The sequence below is a fragment of the Halorhabdus amylolytica genome, from assembly GCF_004944975.1.
Lineage (GTDB): Archaea > Halobacteriota > Halobacteria > Halobacteriales > Haloarculaceae > Halorhabdus > Halorhabdus amylolytica.
The window spans coordinates 112,287-128,299 of record NZ_SPQG01000001.1 but is presented as its reverse complement, the minus strand read 5'-3'; the positions used below and the strand labels follow the sequence as shown (position 1 = coordinate 128,299).

General features: G+C 64.4%; 18 protein-coding genes. 11 read left to right on the top strand and 7 right to left on the bottom strand.

Going from position 1 to position 16,013, the window contains the following annotated elements; genetic code table 11:
* Position 1 precedes the first annotated feature (1 nt).
* The 4 genes from E3374_RS00635 (at position 2) to E3374_RS00620 (ending at position 2,805) form a co-directional block, all read left to right on the top strand.
* A complete protein-coding gene (locus tag E3374_RS00635) occupies positions 2-1,138 on the top strand; it encodes a Gfo/Idh/MocA family protein (protein ID WP_136686667.1) in 1,137 nt (378 codons plus the stop codon).
* 115 nt (positions 1,139-1,253) lie between these two features.
* Positions 1,254-1,553 (top strand): DUF5779 family protein, encoded by a 300-nt coding sequence (locus tag E3374_RS00630; protein ID WP_136686665.1) that lies wholly within the window; start codon positions 1,254-1,256, stop codon positions 1,551-1,553.
* Positions 1,554-1,699: 146 nt separating this feature from the next.
* A complete protein-coding gene (locus E3374_RS00625) occupies positions 1,700-2,374 on the top strand; it encodes a hypothetical protein (protein WP_136686663.1) in 675 nt (224 codons plus the stop codon).
* Positions 2,371-2,805, top strand: coding sequence for a hypothetical protein (locus E3374_RS00620; RefSeq protein ID WP_136686661.1), 435 nt, complete (start codon positions 2,371-2,373; stop codon positions 2,803-2,805). The genes E3374_RS00625 and E3374_RS00620 overlap by 4 nt, the downstream gene beginning before the upstream one ends.
* Positions 2,806-2,829: 24 nt before the next feature.
* Here the strand turns inward: E3374_RS00620 and E3374_RS00615 are convergent, their stop codons facing one another.
* The 4 genes from E3374_RS00615 to E3374_RS00600 form a co-directional block, all read right to left on the bottom strand.
* The gene (locus E3374_RS00615; RefSeq protein ID WP_136686659.1) at positions 2,830-3,039 is read right to left on the bottom strand and encodes a ribbon-helix-helix domain-containing protein; all 210 of its coding nucleotides are present in this window, start codon (positions 3,037-3,039) and stop codon (positions 2,830-2,832) included.
* A 69-nt stretch (positions 3,040-3,108) separates the two neighbouring features.
* Entirely contained in the window at positions 3,109-3,300 is a 192-nt protein-coding gene (locus E3374_RS00610) for a hypothetical protein (protein WP_136686657.1), read from the bottom strand.
* A gap of 140 nt (positions 3,301-3,440) precedes the next feature.
* Positions 3,441-4,616 (bottom strand): M24 family metallopeptidase, encoded by a 1,176-nt coding sequence (locus tag E3374_RS00605; RefSeq protein WP_136686656.1) that lies wholly within the window; start codon positions 4,614-4,616, stop codon positions 3,441-3,443.
* A gap of 31 nt (positions 4,617-4,647) precedes the next feature.
* Positions 4,648-5,265 (bottom strand): TetR/AcrR family transcriptional regulator, encoded by a 618-nt coding sequence (locus E3374_RS00600; protein WP_136686654.1) that lies wholly within the window; start codon positions 5,263-5,265, stop codon positions 4,648-4,650.
* A gap of 205 nt (positions 5,266-5,470) precedes the next feature.
* Between E3374_RS00600 and E3374_RS00595 the strand changes: the two genes are divergently transcribed.
* Both E3374_RS00595 and E3374_RS00590 read left to right on the top strand, forming a co-directional pair.
* Complete coding sequence (locus tag E3374_RS00595) at positions 5,471-6,577, top strand: ABC transporter ATP-binding protein (protein WP_136686652.1); 1,107 nt, start codon at positions 5,471-5,473, stop codon at positions 6,575-6,577.
* Positions 6,578-6,611: 34 nt separating this feature from the next.
* Positions 6,612-7,469, top strand: coding sequence for an ABC transporter permease (locus E3374_RS00590; RefSeq protein WP_136686650.1), 858 nt, complete (start codon positions 6,612-6,614; stop codon positions 7,467-7,469).
* Between the two features lie 30 nt (positions 7,470-7,499).
* Here E3374_RS00590 and E3374_RS00585 read toward each other — a convergent pair whose 3' ends face one another.
* The gene (locus tag E3374_RS00585; RefSeq protein ID WP_136686648.1) at positions 7,500-10,223 is read right to left on the bottom strand and encodes a PAS domain S-box protein; all 2,724 of its coding nucleotides are present in this window, start codon (positions 10,221-10,223) and stop codon (positions 7,500-7,502) included.
* Positions 10,224-10,421: 198 nt separating this feature from the next.
* Between E3374_RS00585 and aroA the strand changes: the two genes are divergently transcribed.
* The 3 genes from aroA to E3374_RS00570 are packed head-to-tail and all read left to right on the top strand — an operon-like array spanning position 10,422 to position 12,795.
* The gene (gene aroA / locus E3374_RS00580; RefSeq protein WP_136686646.1) at positions 10,422-11,708 is read left to right on the top strand and encodes a 3-phosphoshikimate 1-carboxyvinyltransferase; all 1,287 of its coding nucleotides are present in this window, start codon (positions 10,422-10,424) and stop codon (positions 11,706-11,708) included.
* 38 nt (positions 11,709-11,746) lie between these two features.
* Positions 11,747-12,169, top strand: coding sequence for a hypothetical protein (locus E3374_RS00575; protein WP_136686644.1), 423 nt, complete (start codon positions 11,747-11,749; stop codon positions 12,167-12,169).
* Positions 12,170-12,216: 47 nt separating this feature from the next.
* Positions 12,217-12,795, top strand: coding sequence for a DUF2391 domain-containing protein (locus tag E3374_RS00570; RefSeq protein WP_136686642.1), 579 nt, complete (start codon positions 12,217-12,219; stop codon positions 12,793-12,795).
* A gap of 12 nt (positions 12,796-12,807) precedes the next feature.
* Here the strand turns inward: E3374_RS00570 and E3374_RS00565 are convergent, their stop codons facing one another.
* Positions 12,808-13,221, bottom strand: a complete 414-nt coding sequence (locus E3374_RS00565) for a hypothetical protein (RefSeq protein ID WP_248299355.1) — start codon at positions 13,219-13,221, stop codon at positions 12,808-12,810.
* A gap of 120 nt (positions 13,222-13,341) precedes the next feature.
* Between E3374_RS00565 and E3374_RS00560 the strand changes: the two genes are divergently transcribed.
* Positions 13,342-13,998 (top strand): helix-turn-helix domain-containing protein, encoded by a 657-nt coding sequence (locus E3374_RS00560; protein ID WP_136686638.1) that lies wholly within the window; start codon positions 13,342-13,344, stop codon positions 13,996-13,998.
* 100 nt (positions 13,999-14,098) lie between these two features.
* Positions 14,099-15,184, top strand: coding sequence for a sulfite exporter TauE/SafE family protein (locus tag E3374_RS00555; protein ID WP_136686636.1), 1,086 nt, complete (start codon positions 14,099-14,101; stop codon positions 15,182-15,184).
* Between the two features lie 12 nt (positions 15,185-15,196).
* Here the strand turns inward: E3374_RS00555 and E3374_RS00550 are convergent, their stop codons facing one another.
* On the bottom strand, positions 15,197-16,012 hold the full coding sequence (locus tag E3374_RS00550) for an inositol monophosphatase family protein (protein ID WP_248299354.1): 816 nt from the start codon (positions 16,010-16,012) through the stop codon (positions 15,197-15,199).
* Position 16,013 lies beyond the last annotated feature (1 nt).

Here is a 16,013-nt window from a genome sequence, read left to right as displayed (position 1 = left end):
CATGACACTGAAAACTGGATTTCTCGGCTACCGGTTCATGGGACGGGCTCACGCGAACGCGCTTTCGCGGCTGCCGATGTTCTTCCCGGACGCCCCGGCGGTGAATCGGGAGGTGTTGATCGGGCGCGACGAAGACGCCCTCGGGACGGCCGTCGATGAACTGGGGTTCGACCGCTACGTCACGGACTGGCGGGACGCGATCGACGAGGTGGACGTCCTCTATAACCTTGGGCCGAACGACCTCCATCCGGACCCCTCGATAACGGCCCTGGAGAACGACGTACACGTCCTCTCGGAGAAACCGCTGGCACACACGCTCGAGGCAGCCGAGCGGATGGCCGAGGCGGCCCGCGAAAGCGACGCGACGGCGGGTATCGCCTTCAATTACCGCTTCGTCCCGGCGATCCAGCTCGCGCGCGACCTCGTCGCCTCGGGTGAACTCGGCGAGATCAACCACGTCCGGGCGACGTACCTCCAGGATTGGTTGGTCGATCCCGACGCGCCATGGAGCTGGCGCAATTCCGCCGAACGGGCCGGCTCCGGGGCGCTGGGCGACCTGGGGGCACACTCGATCGACCTCGCGCGATTTCTGCTTGGAGACGACGTGGAACGCGTCTCGGGTCACTTGCGGACGTTTGTCGACGAACGACCGGTCGCCGAAGGTGGCACTGGCGGCATCGACGCCGGAGACGGGTCGGCGGTCGAGACGCGGGAAGTGACCGTCGACGACGCCTACACCGCCCAGGCGGAGTTCGCGGGCGGGACGATGGGACTGTTCGAGGCCTCGCGGTTCGCCACCGGCCACGACAACGCCAATACGATCGAACTCAACGGATCGAAGGGATCGCTCCGATTCGACCTCGAACGGTTGAACGAACTCGAAGTTCTCCGGGCGGACAGCCGGGGATTCGAGACCGTTCTCGTGACGGATCCCGACGATCCCTACCTCGAACACTGGTGGCCGCCGGGTCACGTCATCGGCTGGGAACACACGTTCGTCCACGAGAACTATGCGTTCCTCTCGGCGATCGACGGCGGGACCGATTACGCGCCGGACTTCGGGGACGGACTGGCAGTCCAGCGCGTCCTCGAGGCCATCCAGCGGAGCGACCGGACGGGCGAGTGGACGACGGTCTGAGTTGCTGCTTGGGAGACGTGCTTCTCGGACCTCTCGAAGGGGATCACGGGCCCCGTCCGGCGACCGGTGACGGGACGGCGTGTGGATTTTTACCCTCGCCACACCAGCAAGGCGTATGAGCGAGTTCGATCTGGACCTACAGACCGTCGAATCACACCTGGAGGGAGAGGACGGACAAGCGCCCGATGCGCGTGTAGTGCTGGGCGTCTTGGATGGGACGACTCCGGACGGGGAGTGGGTGGAACTCCTCGAGGGTGGGGCGGTGCTGGTCCTGAAGGTCGAAGGTGACGTCAACGAACGGGCCGCGGGGTTTGCCCGGGACGTGCGTGACAACGGCGGAAACCTGATACACTTCCGTGGGTTTCTCGTGATCACGCCGGCCGGGATCGAGATCGACACCAGTCGACTCGACTGATCGGACCGTCGCCACCACTGATCGAACCGTTGCCACCACTGATCGAACCGTCGCCACCACTGATCGAACTCCTCGACTGAGGGGAACGAACGGCGTGCTTGTCCACGGACTGACTGTTTATACACCCGGAGCCCTTATCGTGTCGTATGCCACTGAAAGCCACGGGCCGGGCGACATTCGATCCCGCGGATCGATGGGAGGGCGGAACGACCTGGATCGCCCATCCCGAGGAGTCGATGCAACGAGCGAGTCATGCACTCGTCGTCGACGGTGAGGTCTGGCTCGTCGATCCAGTCGACGGCGAGGGGCTGGACGAGCATCTCGCGGAGATCGGACCCGTCGCTGGCGTGGTCGTTGTGCTCGATCGGCACAAACGCGACGCCGGTCCGATCGCCCGTCGACACGACGTTGCCGTCCACATCCCGGAGTGGATGGACGGGGTCGCCGGGGAGATCGATGCGCCGGTCGAGACTTTCGGGACGAGCCTGGCGGAGACGTACACGGTCTACCCGATCTCGCGGTCGAGGTTCTGGCAGGAAGCGGCGCTGTACGACGAGGAAACGGGGACGCTCGTCGTCCCCGAGTCGGTCGGAACGGCGTCGTACTTCCTGGCCGGCGAGGAACGTTTGGGCGTCCACCCGATGAAGCGTCTGCGACCGCCACGTCGGCTGGCCGAGTTCGATCCCGAGCGAGTGCTGGTCGGCCACGGGAAACCCGTCAGGACGGACGCGGCGGCGACACTCGCCGACGCGCTCTCCGGGGCACGACGGCGGACGCCGGCGCTGTACGCCAAGGCAGCCAGGGAGTTGATTTTCGGATGACGACGGGGGCCACCGAGCCGATCTACGCGACCGAGGGGCTGGTCGAGGTGTTGCTCGAACGAGCGGCCGAGCGCGCGCCCGACACCGAAACCGTTTCGCTGTCGGTCACACCCGCTGGCGAGTTGCCGGACCTGGATCTGGCGCCGGAGGCGCCGGTGTTCACGCACTTCTATCTGCCGAGTGCCGGCGGGTCGGTCAGCGCCGTCTTCGGCGTCGACCTCGGTACGCCGCCCGGCCAGACGGCGGGTCGGTTCGTCTCCCATCCCGACGGGCGACTCGAACCGGCCCAGACCGACGACTTCCACGCCTCGCTTTTCGTTGCGGTCCCGCCGTGGGACCGGAACTCGATCGCCGTCTTCGACCGGGACAGCACTCGACGGGATCTCCAGCTACTGGACATCGAACCGCCGGAAGAACTCATCGAACCCTGATCGCCTGACTGGATCCGTACCGCTTCACTCCAGATAGCCCAGATCCTGCAACTGTGAGGTTATTTCGTCGAACTCGGCCTCGGTGAGTTCCTCGGACTGCTGGTGTTGGATGACGATGCTGCGCAGCAGAAACCGCACGAGATCGCTCGTCGAGGAGAAACTCGTCCCCTCGATGGTCTCTTCGACGCGCTCGGCGAGGTCCTTCGGGATCGACACCGTCGTGTACTCGGTCATACGCTACCCGTGGTGAGGAGGTGAGAAAGGCGTTGTGTCCGCGCGCGACCGGGCGCCCACTATCGCCGTCTACCGGTCCTGGTAGTCGGCTTCCGTCTCGAACATCTCGGGCAAGCTCACACGATCGGTCGGGGAGAACACGCTCGGCGCGGCGTCTCCCTCGCCACGTGGCTCGCGGTCGCGCTCCGGGATCTCGGGCTGGTCGGTGGTCGGCGGTCGATACGTGATCTGGGTCGGTCGGCGGTTCGGATTGGAACTCATCGGTACGTGGATCGCAAGTGGTCGGCGGACGGTACTGACCGGAATCAGCGGATTGCTGGCCCACGTACCCGAAGGGTGCACATCGTATCACTCCCGATGGCAGCAGGAGCAATAAATATAACGATTGTAAATGACAGTCTTCACTCGACGAGCGAGACCGGATACTCGGTCAGATTCTCCGTCCCGTTCTCGGTGACGACCAGGAAGTCCTCGATGCGGACGCCTCCGACGTCCGGGTCGTAGAGGCCCGGTTCGATCGTGATCACGTGGCCGGGTTCGAGTTCGCCGCCTTGCGGACTGACGCTTGGCTGTTCGTGAACCGCCAGTCCGACGCCGTGACCAGTCGAGTGGATGAAACCGGTCTCGGTGCTCCCGTCGCTACGGAGTGTCGGCAGTCCCGCATCCTCGTAGACGTCACAGACGACATCGTGGATTTCGTTGCCAGTAACGCCGGGTTCGATCGCCTCGATCGCCGCCCGTCGGGCTTCGTCGGTCAGATCGAACCACTCGCGGATCGTCTCGGTCGGTTCGCCGACCAGGAACGTCCGGGTCATGTCGGCGTGGTACTTCGTCGACTTGTCCCGCGGGAAGATGTCGACGATGATCGGCTCATCGGCCAACAGCGGTCCGCTGCCGCGCTCGTGTGGATCGGCCGCGTCCGCCCCGCAGGCGACGATCGTCTCGTCGAGCGCACAGCCGTTCCGGAGCAGCGTCACCTCGATTTCCTCTCTGACGCGCTCGCTGGTCAGCACGTCATCGTCGTGGACGAGCCGACCCTCGTCGTCGACCGACGATCCTCGAATGAGGTTCTCTGCGGCGGCCATGGCACGCTCGTTGGCCCGCTGTGCGGTGCGGATCTGGTCGATCTCGGTGTCAGTCTTTGTCGCCCGGACCGATTCGATCGCGTCTTCGTGGTCGACTGTGACCTCGATTCCTTGCTCGCGTAGCCCGTCGGCCGCTCCGGTCGGGAACCGCGGCGGGACCGCGACGCGTTCGACGTCGTGCTCGGCGAGAAACGCCGTGCGGGCGCGAACGGCGGCCTCCCGACGGTCGTACTCTTCGAGCAGGCTATCGTAGTCGTAATCGACGTACCGAGATACGGTCGCGGCCGCCGACTCGCGTTTCGCCCGGCCGTACTCCAGGCTCCGGGGGAAGAGGAGGTGGACGTCGCCCGCATACACTGTCAGGAAGGGATCGGGCGCGTCGAACCCCGAGAGGTAGTACTGATTGGGATCGCTTCCGTCGGCGTCCAGAAGGTAGCCGTCGGCGTCCAGTTCCGCGAGGCGCTCCTCAAGAGCGGTGAGATCGCGTGCCATGCGACCGGTTCGGGTCGCCCGGGCCAAAGGCCTACCGACCCGTAGCGAGCAACCGGTGTTCGACGTACGCTTCCACCTCGTCCCGGACTGACGACGGGTCATAGGAGGTAGTCGTGGCCTCCTGAACCATCGATCCGACGACGAGCGTGTGGATCGTCTCGGCGACGGCCGCCGGATCAACGTCCCGGAAGGCCCCGTCCTCGACCCCGTCGACGACGATCCGCTCAATCCCCGCCTTGAAGAACTCGTCGTGCTCGTCAAAGTGCCGACGGTAGGCGTCGTCGTTGGCCGCCTGCGCGCGGAGGTCGATGATCGCGTCCCGGAAGGCCGCCGCGTCGTCGTCCGGCGGCGTAGTCAGCGCGTGATCGAACAATTCCGACAGCCGTTCGTAGGCGTCCTCGCCCTCGCCGTCATCGAGTTCCTGGTCGGCCGCGAAGTCTTCGAGGAGATACGTCAGGAAGTCCAGGAGGAGTTCGTCTTTCCCGTCGTAGTGGTGGTAGATCAGCGACGTGCTCTTCGGGAAGTGATCGCCGATGTGCTGGATGGTCAGATCGGCGTAGCCGTGCTCGCGCAGCGCCTCGTAGGTTGCTTTGAGGATCTCGATGCGCGTCTCGGTTGGTTCGTCGGGGAAGAGCGGATCAGACGACATACTGTTGGTCACCACCTGTGGCTGGACGCTCAAACGCCGCACGGTTCCGTTTCGCCCAAGACGAAAAGTCAGTCGGCGGACGGCCCAATACATTCGCCGTGTTAGCGCTCTCCATGGCTTCACGGAGGAATGGCGCCGACTAAAATATATTGAATAAATATTCAATCAATTCATTTTTACGCCCGTAAATCCGACGGTTCAGGCGATGAGTACGAACAGCGAAGACGAACGACGGCAGACAGCCGAGTCGGATCGGTGTTACGCGATCGAGGCCGACCGTCTCGAACTCACATACGCCGACGGGACGGAGGCGGTTTCGGGAGTCTCCCTGTCAATCCCCAAGGGGGAGTTCTTCGGGTTTCTCGGACCCAACGGCGCGGGCAAGACGACCACGATCAAAGTGCTGGCGACGCTGCTTTCGCCGACTGCCGGAACGGTCCGGGTCAACGGGTTCGACGTCGAGGACGAACCCCGGAAGATCCGCCAGTCCATCGGGTACATGGCTCAGGAGACCAGCGTCATCACCGAGATGACCGCCCGCGAGAACCTCCGATTTGCCTGTGACGCCTACGGCGTCCCCAGGGGCGATCGGGCCGGCCGGATCGACGAATTGCTGGATCTCGTCGACCTGGCCGACGTGGCCGACAAGCGGGCCGAGGGGTTCTCCGGCGGGATGAAGAAACGCCTCGACGCGGCGATGGCCCTGGTCCACCGGCCGCCGCTGGTCTTCCTCGACGAGCCGACGACCGGGCTCGATCCGAAGGCCCGCAACCGGCTGTGGGACTACTTCGAGGAGATCAACGACCGCGGGACGACGATCTTCCTGACGACCCAGTACTTAGAGGAGGCCGATCAACTCTGTGAGCGCCTCTCGGTCATTCTCGACGGCGAGATCGTCGCCGAAGGGTCACCTGATACGCTCAAACGCGAGGTCGGCGGCGAGATTCTCGACGTCGAACTCGAGGACGGCACCGACGCCCGCGAGCGTGCCGCCGATATCGCCCTGGACGGCGACCTCTTCGGGGACGATCCGGTCGTTGACGTCACCGACGTCGGAATTTCCGTGACGTCGCGGGAGGCCCGAAATCGGGGCCCCGACCTGCTGGTCGCGCTCCGTGACGCCGGGATCACGGTCACCGGGTTCAACGTCCGGTCGCCGACGCTGGACGACGTCTTCCTCGCGATCACGGGCGAACACATCGACGACGAGAACGACGGCTTCGCGTCCGCGGCTGCCGGGACTGAAGATAGCGCCGCGGACCAAGCGACCGCCCCGGACCAGACAACCGCCGCGGACGGAGGTGACCTATGAATACAGAGACAACCGCCGCGGACGGAGGTGACCTATGAATACAGAGACAACCGCCGCCGGGGTCGAGCGCACGTCGAACTCCTTCCTGGGGGACGTCTGGACGAACTTCATGCGCTGGAACATCAACGCGATCCGCAATCCCTTCGTGGTGATCTCCTCGCTCGTCCAGCCGATCATCTTCCTCGTGCTCTTCACGCAGGTGTTTGGCAACGTCGCCGGCGGGGCCCTCCAGACGAACGTCAGCTACGAGTCGTATCTCCTGCCCGCGATCGCCGTCCAGATCTCGCTTGTCGTCGCCTCTTCCTCGGGGATCGGACTGGTCGACGACATCGAGAGCGGCGTCTTCCAGAAGACGCTGGTCACGCCGATGAACCGCGCAGCCGTCTTCCTCGGGAAGACCCTCTCGGAGTTGATCCGCATTGTCATCCAGGTCGTCATTATCCTCGCCCTCGGGGTCGTCCTCGGGGCGAACGTCGCGACGGGCGTCCTCGGAGCGCTGGCGATCATCGCCATTGCGATCCTCTTCTCGCTTTGGTTCCTGGCCTTTTCGAACACCGTCGCGCTCATCACCCGCGACCAGGAGTCGACGATTATCGCCGCCAACATGCTCCAGCTCCCCTTGCTGTTCGTCTCGAGTGCCTTCCTGCCGGTGAGTGCGATGCCGAACTGGATCCAGACGGTCGCAATCTACAATCCGATCACCTACGGCGTCGACGCCGCGCGGGCGGTCATGCTCGACGCCGACGTGATGGAAGTACTCGATGTCACTGCCTTCGGCGGGATCTGGAACACGCTGGTTCCCTCGCTCGCAGTCCTGATCGTTCTCGACGTCATCCTCGGTGCGATCGCGGTCTACATGATCAATCGCGCCTCGAGTGCCAGCGTCCAGTGATCGACGCTGAGTCCCCCTACTGTCCGACTCTCAGGTGACGACATCGACATCGGTGAACGCGAAGTGCGCGCCTCCCTCGCGGCTCTCGGTCACGGAGACGTCCCAGTCGTGGGCCTCGGCGATCCGTTCGACGATCGTCAGTCCGAACCCGGTCCCGTCCGTCGTCGTGGTGTATCCTGGCTCGAAGATGTCGGAGCGCTCGTCTTCGGGGATTCCTGGTCCATCGTCGGCGACGTAAAACCCGCGATCGTCGATCCGCCCGACTCGAACGGTGACCTCCTCGTCGGTCCCTGCTGTTTCACCGTCGACAGCGTCCGCCGACGCGTGATCGACAGCGTTCGCGAGGAGATTTTCGAAAATATGGCGCACCCGGTCGGGATCGCCCTGGATCCGGAACTCGTCGGCGGTTTCGATCGACGCGGCCTCGGCGTCGATCATCTCCGTGCACTGCTCGACGACAGCCGGCACCGGAACGGGTTCGGTCTCCCCGACGGCGTCGCCCTGCCGAGCGAGCGTCAGCGTGTTATCGACGATGTCCCCCATCCGGTCGAGCGCGTCCAGTAGCGCCCCGGTGTGTTCGCTCTCGCACTCCTCGTCGAGCAGCGTCGCCCGTCCGGTCGCGACGTTCAACGGGTTCCGGAGGTCGTGTGAGACGACTTCTGCGAACTCGTCGAGCCGTTCGTTGTGACGTTCGAGTTCGCGTTCGTACTGCTTCAACGCGGTCACGTCGGTGACTGTCCCGACGACACGGGTCGCGTCCTCGCCGGGCATGACCTCGGCCTGCTCGCGGACCCAGATCCGTTCGTCACCCGGTTCGACCGGATAGGTGAGATCGTAGGACGTCCCGTCCTCGATCGCCCCCTCGATGACGGTTTTGACGCGGTCACGGTGGTCCGGCGGGACGATCTCGATGAATGCGTCGAAGACGGGTTTGACTGCTGCCGAGTCAATCCCGAAAACGTCCTCGAAGGTCGGGTACCGACGGATCTCCTCGTCCTCGGGATACCAGTCGAACGTGTAGGCGTTGGTCGTCTCCAGCGCGAGTTCGAGCTGGTCGCGGAGCGTCTTGAGCTGCTCGTTCGTCTGTTCGAGTTCCCGTTCGCGTTCGATGCGATCGGTCACGTCCCGATACAGCCAGAGGTTCCCGTCGCCCTCGGGCAGCGAGAACGGAACGTAACTCCGGAAGAACGTCCGACCGTCGGTCATCCGGATCTGTTCGTTCAACGTGGGTTCTCCACGGTCGAGCACCTCTTCGATACGTTCGAGGAATCGCTCCGGATCCTCGAGATCGTCGCTGACCTCCGCCGCGGCGGCCGCACAGTCCTCGCCAACCAGTTCCTCACAGTCGATGGACAAGTCGAATATCTCACAGAACGCCGGGTTCGTGGCCATAATCTCTCTATCGGGGTTCTCGACGAGGACGCCGAAGGGCAGATTCTCGAGCAGCGCCGAGAGGAGAGTGTTGGTCTCGGCCAACTCCCGATCGCGTTCGACCAGCGTCGTGATGTCGTTGAACGTCGTGACGAACCGGTCCCTGCCGAGCGGGAACGCCGCAATGCCGTAGTGGGCATCCAGGGACTCCGCGTAGTGATCGAACTGGACCGGTTCGTCTTCCAGAACGACCCGCCCGTATCGTTCGATGAACGTCGGATCGACGTCCGGCAAGACGTCCGTGACACGCTCGCCGAGAACGCCGTCGCGTTCGAGGCCGGTCATGTTCTCGAAGGCATTGTTCACGTCGAGAAAGACGTAATCGACCGGTTTGCCGTCCTCGTCGGTCACGATTTCGTGAACGGCGATCGCGTTGATGGACTCCTCGAAGAGCCGTCGATACTGACGCTCCTGTTCGATGCGATGGAGCGCGTGCCCGACATCCCCACCGAGTTCCCGGAGCAAGTCCATCTCCGTCTCGTCGAACGGCTCCGGTTCGGTGCAGTAGACGTTCAACACGCCATACTGTTCGTCCTCGAAGGACAGCGGAACGGCCGCACTCGATCGAAACCCACGCTCCAGGGCTGCCTTCCGCCAGGGGGCAAAGGCCTCGTCTTCGGCGATCGACTCCGTCACGGCGAGGTCGTTCTCCCGGAAGGCGCGTGCGGTCGGACCGTCCGTAGTCGGGCTGTCCTCGAGCGTGATCGTGATCTCCGTGAGATAGTCCTCGCCGCGTCCGGCGCTCGCTCGTGGCCGGACGACCCCTTCGTCCGTATCTCGCTCACCGATCCAGGCGAACTCGTACGGTTCCCCGTCAGCGACGACGTCACAGACTCGCCGTTCGAGATCCGCTCGCGACCGCGAGCGGACCAACACCTGATTGACGTCCCTGACGGTGCCCCGGATCCGGTCGAGGGTCGCTGCGCGCTCGCTGGCCCGATACCGTTCGACCGCGTTCTCGATCCGATTGTGGAGGACGGTATACTGTTCCGATCCCCTTGATTTCTCCAGGTAGTCGGTGACGCCCGCCGAGATGGCCTCGCTGGCGATCTCCTCGGACCCCTTCCCCGTGAACAGGATGAACGGCAGCTCCGGATACTCACTCCGGACGGCATCGAGCAATTCGAGTCCGTCCCGGCTGGGCATCTCGTAGTCGCTGACGACACAGTCCAAACCGTCCCCCTCCAGCCGGTCCATCGCCTCGCTTGCACCCCTCGCCGTTTCCACCCTGAGCCGATCGTCCTCGCGTTCGAGCATCGTCGCGACGAGATCGAGAACGTCCTCGTCGTCGTCGACGTAAAGCACCCGAATCGACTCGCGCATGTCCGGACATCCAACGCTTCGAAAGAAAAATGTATGGCATCATGTCACAAGACGGACGGCACGGGACTGCCGAACGAACGACATGACAGCGGATGCAGTTCGTCACTCGTCACTGTCGAATCGGAATCGCCACCGGTACCGTTCGAATTCACTAACAGTTACGAAACCCTCATGTCGGCCCCTCCCGACCACTCGCGCATGGACGTCCACGTCACCCGGTCGACGGTCGAGGGGATGGCACAGGCACCGCCATCGAAGAGCTACACGCACCGAGCCATCCTCGCCGCGGGGTACGCCGACGGCGCGACGGTCCGCGATCCACTGGTCAGTGCTGATACCCAGGCGACGATGGCCGCCGTCGAAGCCTACGGCGGCAGCGTCGAGCGCGGCGAGAATCGACTCGAAGTCGCCGGATTCGACGGTCGTCCTGACGTGCCAGCGGACATCGTCGACTGTGCGAACAGCGGGACGACGATGCGGCTGGTAACCGCTACTGCCGCGCTCGCCGACGGGATCACGGTGCTCACGGGCGACAGCTCCCTCCGCTCGCGCCCCCAGGGGCCGCTGCTCGACGGGATCGAACAGCTCGATGGGCGCGCCGAAAGTACCCGCGGAAACGGTCAGGCCCCGCTGGTAGTGAAAGGTCCAGTCGATGGGGGCCCGGTTTCGATCCCGGGAGACGTCTCCTCGCAGTATATCACCGCCCTGCTCATGGCCGGCGCGATCACCGACGAGGGGGTCGAAATCGATCTCGAGACCGAACTCAAGTCCGCTCCGTACGTCGACATCACGATCGAAGTCCTCGAAGCGTTCGGCGTCGAGGCCGTGTCGACGGCTGACGGATTCGAAGTTCCGGGACGGCAGACCTACGAGCCCGAGGGAGGTGAGTATGCCGTCCCCGGTGACTTCTCCTCGATGTCTTATCTGCTGGCAGCGGGCGCGCTCGCCGCACCGGGCGGGCTGACGGTCACGAGCGCCCACCCGAGCGCACAGGGTGACTCGGCCATCGTCGAAGTGCTCGAACGGATGGGCGCGGATATCGAATGGGATCGCGACGCGGGCGAGATCACGGTCCGGCAGTCCGATCTGACGGGCGTCGAGGTCAGCGTCGCGGACACGCCCGACCTCTTGCCGACGATCGCGGTCCTCGGGGCAATAGCCGAGGGCGACACCCGCATCGTCGACTGTGAGCACGTCCGGTACAAGGAGACCGACCGCGTCAGTGCGATGGCCGAGGAGTTGGGCGCGATGGGTGCGAACCTCACTGAACAGCAGGACACCCTAACCATCCACGGGAGCGACACGGACCTCTCGGGGGCGATCGTCGATGGCCGTGCGGACCACCGGATCGTGATGTCCCTGGTGATCGCTGGCCTGGTTGCTGACGGCGAGACGACCGTCGGCGGGGCCGAACACGTCGACGTGTCGTTCCCGGACTTCTTCGACGTGCTGGAGTCGATCGGCGCGGACGTTCGACGGGAGTAGTCACAGCAGTTTTCACGATCGTCGACGTGTTAGTTTGTATGAACGACGAACGTAGCCGGGGTACCTCGGGCGTGTTGGATTCGTGGCTCTCGGCGACGATGGACGTCTCGTTCGCGATCCTCGGGTGGACGATCCTGCTCGCTCCGGTTCTCTCGATCGGTAACCGGCTACTGGGGTCGCCACTGACCGATTCGACGCTCGGGATCGTCCTCGTCGTGCTGGCGGTCGGCGCTACGTATCCCGTCATGATCGGAACCGTGTCTCTCGGCAATCTGGGGGAATTTCTGTTTCTCGCCGTCGGGAGTGCCCTCGTCTGGGGGTCCGTGTTGTTGCTCGCCCTGGCGACGGTAGGCGGTTCCTTCGCTGGCGGAGAGCCGCTTCCGGCAGCGCTCCTCCTGACCGTGGCCTACCTGTCGGCGTATGTCTTGCTCTGCCGGTTCGACGTGCGGGTGTTCCAGTGACGTACCGCCGGGTCACGTTCTTGTACGGGCGGGTGGTAGCCGATCACATGGCCGTCGATCCGTCCGAGTCCACGGAACCGCCTACAAAACCGAACGTCGCCGATCTGGTGGAGGAACTCGATGAACTCGAGGCGACCGTCGATTCTCCCGAGGAACGCGAGCGTGTCGAGTCCGTCAGGGAGACCGCCCTGTCGGTGAGCCAGCAGGGCTCGTTCGGGCGCGTTATCTCGGGATTCGACCGGGCGGACGCTTCAGAAGCACTGCTTGGAAGTGTCCTCTTTGGCATCCCGATGTTCGTCGAGGGCGGAACCAGCGAGGTCGGGGCGTATCTCGCGACGTATCCGCCCTTCCTGCTCGGGACAACGGGAGTCACGTTCGCACTCGTCTTCGGGATCCTCTACGTCGCCGAGATCCAGGACGTACGCGTGACGGATCCGTACCTCGGATTCATCCCGCGACGGTTCGCCGGCGTGTTGTTCATCGCGTCAGCGACAGCCCTCGTGTTGATGACGATGTGGGGCCGGCTCACGTTCTCGGAACCGCTGGTCGCCGTCGGTGAACTCGCAACGGCAATCCTACCGATGTCGGTCGGCGGCGCGCTGGGTGATATTCTGCCGGGTTCGTAACCGGCCGGGCGATCACTCGGCGGTGGCTGCCCGATCGAGATAGGCGAGTTGATCCTCGAGTTCGTTCGTCCGCTGGCGCTTGATGAACGTCGCATCTAGCGCCGAGCCGATCATCCCGCCGAGTTCGAACTGCGTCGTCGCCGTGATCGTCGATCCTTTTCTCTCTCCCTCGACGCGATAGGTCGTCCACATCTCGTCGAACATCCCTTCGACCTGTTCGTACGCCAGGTCCGCATCGCTCTCGACGATCTCGAGGGTAAGTTCCAGTTCGGCGAGACCGATGTTCCGGGCCACGGTCACGCTGTCGCCCGTGATTGTGACCTCGTCGAACCCCGCGGCCGCCATGAACGCCCCCATGTCGTCGAATCCTGCCCTAATCGATTCGGGATCGGCCGAGACGTCCCTGGTGACGGTGACCTCTTGCATACCCACAATTCCACTCCCGGGCCGCGTCAATCTATCGTCGAACACCTTCCTCGCTCGAGTGCCGGTTGACCGAACATATTCGGAACAACTACCCTACGGGGGCCCGAACAGGTTCCCTACATGGTACACGCCACGCTGACGTTATCGATCCCGCGACGGATCTGGATCGGCGCGCTCTCGATGGATCACCCCGACTCGCGGATCCGCGTCCTTTCGGCGTTCCCGAAGGGCGAGGAGTCGGGGGTGGGATTGGTCGAGGTCGACGGGCCGGACGTGGCGGGTGTCGTGACGGCCATCGACGACGAGGAGACCGTTACCGACCTGGCCGTGCTCGGCCGGCACGACGAGACGGCGCTGGTCCAGTTCGAGACGACCGACCCTCTTCTCCTGTTCCCCATTGTCGGTTCCGGCATTCCTCTGGAACTGCCTTTCGACATTTGCGACGGCCAGGCCCGCTGGGAGTTGACCGCTTCCCAGGACCGGCTCTCGGAACTGGGCGATCAACTCGAGACGCTGGGTATTTCCTTCACCGTCGAGCAGTTGCGCCAGCACGTCGAGGCCGAGCAGGTCCTGACCGATCGCCAGACTGCGCTCGTCACGGAGGCCATCGACCGCGGGTACTACGACACGCCCCGGGAGTGTACGCTGACGGAACTCGCCGACGCGATGGACATGGCCAAATCGACCTGCAGCGAGACGCTCCACCGGGCAGAGGAGAAGATCATCAAGGGCTTTTTCGAGGACGAGCCGACCGCCAGCGCCCGCAGAGGACTCTGAACCCGGCGCGTGATCCCCTCACAGGGATAGTCGAGAACACGCCGTTTTTCCGGATCGATCCACGGCAAGCCCAGTATGTGCCAGTCAGTCGTCGGCGACGATGCGTCGCTCGGATACCGCCCGCGACCTCCATCACGGGTTGTGGGCTGAGATGTTCGGCACCGCCATCCCCCTGGTCGGCCTGCTGACGCTCGTGCTCCTGGGGTTCACCATCGCGACGATCGTCAACACCTTCGCCATGGAGGCGGCAGTGCTGTTCGTCCCCGCCTTCCTGTTCCTGTTTCCCGTCCTCGTGCCGGGTTTTCCCGACCTGGCGACCAACGGCGCGATCGGGCTGGCGCTGTACGTCGAACTGTTCGGGTACTCCTCGTCGGTCGCCGCCTACTGGTATCGTCATCAGATCGACTTCAACGTCGCGGGCAAGCTACTCGTACTCACGATTCCGGCGGCGGTCCTCGCCCGGACGGTCTCGTATGCCGTGCCCTCGACGCTGCTGATGATTGGGTTCGGTGTCCTCCTGGTCGCCCTGTCGCTGGTTCTCTACGAGGCCCACGAGCACGGCCCCTCGATCGTCGATGCGGTCGCCGAGAAGCCCGAACTGTCGCTGTTGAGCGTGTTACACACTGACTACGAGCCGCGAACGCGCGTGCTCTCGGATCGCCACGACGCCAGCGAGACCCCGCCCAGCGAAACGATGGGCGGAGCCGCCGAGACGCCCGCCGAGCGATCGAACAGCCGGGCACTGATGGGCGACGGCGATGACACGACCGCATTCCACATGGAACCTCCCGATGTCCTGATCACACTCGGGGGCGGGACCCTCGCCGGCCTGGTCGGGATAGCTATCGGTGAGTTGACACAAACTATGCTGGCGATCCGTCGGCGTGTCCCGCTGGCGCTGTCGACCGGCACGGCCGCGCTGGTTCTCCATGCAACGATCGTCGCCGCGCTCGTCACGAACGTTGGCCTGTTGACCTTCGCGCCGTCACTGACCAGTGGGCTGTCGGTCCCGTTCGTCACGGGGTCGTTCGTCGCCGCGGGCTGTGTCGTCGGTGGACAGGCCGGCGCCTACCTCAACAACCGCCTGCCGGAATCGACGGTGATGGTCCTGTTGATCGTTGTCTACGCCGCCGTCGGGCTGTTCGTGCTCGTTCGCACGATCGTGTACGGTGGCGGCGCACACTGACTCGCCCTCGCATCAACGCCGTTCGAGACGGTCACGGAGCCCAGCCAAGAGTTCGTCGTGAACCTCGCCGTTCGTGGCGATCAACGAGTCGCTGTCGTGACGCCAGCGATCGCCGTCCAGTTCGGTCACGCGACCGCCCCCGGCCCGGACCATGTGCGCGCCGGCGACGGTGTCCCAGGCAGTCATGTGGACAGTCGAAATCGCCGCGTCGAGTTCACCACAGGCGACCATCGCCAGCGAGGTCTGGCCACTGCCCAATCGACGGAGGTCGCCCAGTTCGTGATGGATGTACCCGGTCACCTCGTCGTAGTCGTCCCGATCACGCTGTTTGAGGCCGAAGATCGGCGCGGCGATCAGCGACGACGGATCCGTCCGATCGCTAGCCGAACACTCGATACCGTTGCGTTCGACCCTGCCCGCGCCAGCCGCGTAGGTGTCACCGATCGCCGGGAGTGTCGTCGCGGCGGCCATCGGTTCGCCGTCGACAGTCCGGGCGAGGCTGACTCCCCAGAGACGGTTGTCCCGGACGAAGTTGTTCGTGCCGTCGATCGGATCGACGAGCCAGGCCGGGCCGGATTCGGGGACGGTCTTCGCGGCATCGTTCTCCTCGCCGACGATCTCGGCGGCCGGATCACGCTCCTCTAAGATCTCGACGATCCGGTCCTGGGTCTCCTGATCGGCCTTCGAGACTGGATCCATTCGATCGCGCTTGAAGTCGTTGCCGATGCCCTCCCGGAAGTACCGACAGGCGACTTCGGCCCCGACATCGGCGGCCTCGCGGGCGATCGCGACCGATTCTTCTGCAGTCGTCTCTTCAGGTTGGCCCACT

Bases quoted from the DNA above. Each gene is read 5' to 3' on its own strand.
- E3374_RS00575 (WP_136686644.1), top strand. From the start codon at position 11,747: ATGAACGACGAACGTAGCCGGGGTACCTCGGGCGTGTTGGATTCGTGG.
- E3374_RS00630 (WP_136686665.1), top strand. From the start codon at position 1,254: ATGAGCGAGTTCGATCTGGACCTACAGACCGTCGAATCACACCTGGAG.
- E3374_RS00620 (WP_136686661.1), top strand. From the start codon at position 2,371: ATGACGACGGGGGCCACCGAGCCGATCTACGCGACCGAGGGGCTGGTC.
- E3374_RS00555 (WP_136686636.1), top strand. From the start codon at position 14,099: ATGCGTCGCTCGGATACCGCCCGCGACCTCCATCACGGGTTGTGGGCT.
- E3374_RS00600 (WP_136686654.1), bottom strand. From the start codon at position 5,265: ATGTCGTCTGATCCGCTCTTCCCCGACGAACCAACCGAGACGCGCATC.
- E3374_RS00610 (WP_136686657.1), bottom strand. From the start codon at position 3,300: ATGAGTTCCAATCCGAACCGCCGACCGACCCAGATCACGTATCGACCG.
- E3374_RS00615 (WP_136686659.1), bottom strand. From the start codon at position 3,039: ATGACCGAGTACACGACGGTGTCGATCCCGAAGGACCTCGCCGAGCGC.
- E3374_RS00635 (WP_136686667.1), top strand. From the start codon at position 2: ATGACACTGAAAACTGGATTTCTCGGCTACCGGTTCATGGGACGGGCT.
- aroA (WP_136686646.1), top strand. From the start codon at position 10,422: ATGGACGTCCACGTCACCCGGTCGACGGTCGAGGGGATGGCACAGGCA.
- E3374_RS00595 (WP_136686652.1), top strand. From the start codon at position 5,471: ATGAGTACGAACAGCGAAGACGAACGACGGCAGACAGCCGAGTCGGAT.
- E3374_RS00565 (WP_248299355.1), bottom strand. From the start codon at position 13,221: ATGCAAGAGGTCACCGTCACCAGGGACGTCTCGGCCGATCCCGAATCG.
- E3374_RS00560 (WP_136686638.1), top strand. From the start codon at position 13,342: ATGGTACACGCCACGCTGACGTTATCGATCCCGCGACGGATCTGGATC.
- E3374_RS00590 (WP_136686650.1), top strand. From the start codon at position 6,612: ATGAATACAGAGACAACCGCCGCCGGGGTCGAGCGCACGTCGAACTCC.
- E3374_RS00625 (WP_136686663.1), top strand. From the start codon at position 1,700: ATGCCACTGAAAGCCACGGGCCGGGCGACATTCGATCCCGCGGATCGA.
- E3374_RS00570 (WP_136686642.1), top strand. From the start codon at position 12,217: ATGGCCGTCGATCCGTCCGAGTCCACGGAACCGCCTACAAAACCGAAC.
- E3374_RS00585 (WP_136686648.1), bottom strand. From the start codon at position 10,223: ATGCGCGAGTCGATTCGGGTGCTTTACGTCGACGACGACGAGGACGTT.
- E3374_RS00605 (WP_136686656.1), bottom strand. From the start codon at position 4,616: ATGGCACGCGATCTCACCGCTCTTGAGGAGCGCCTCGCGGAACTGGAC.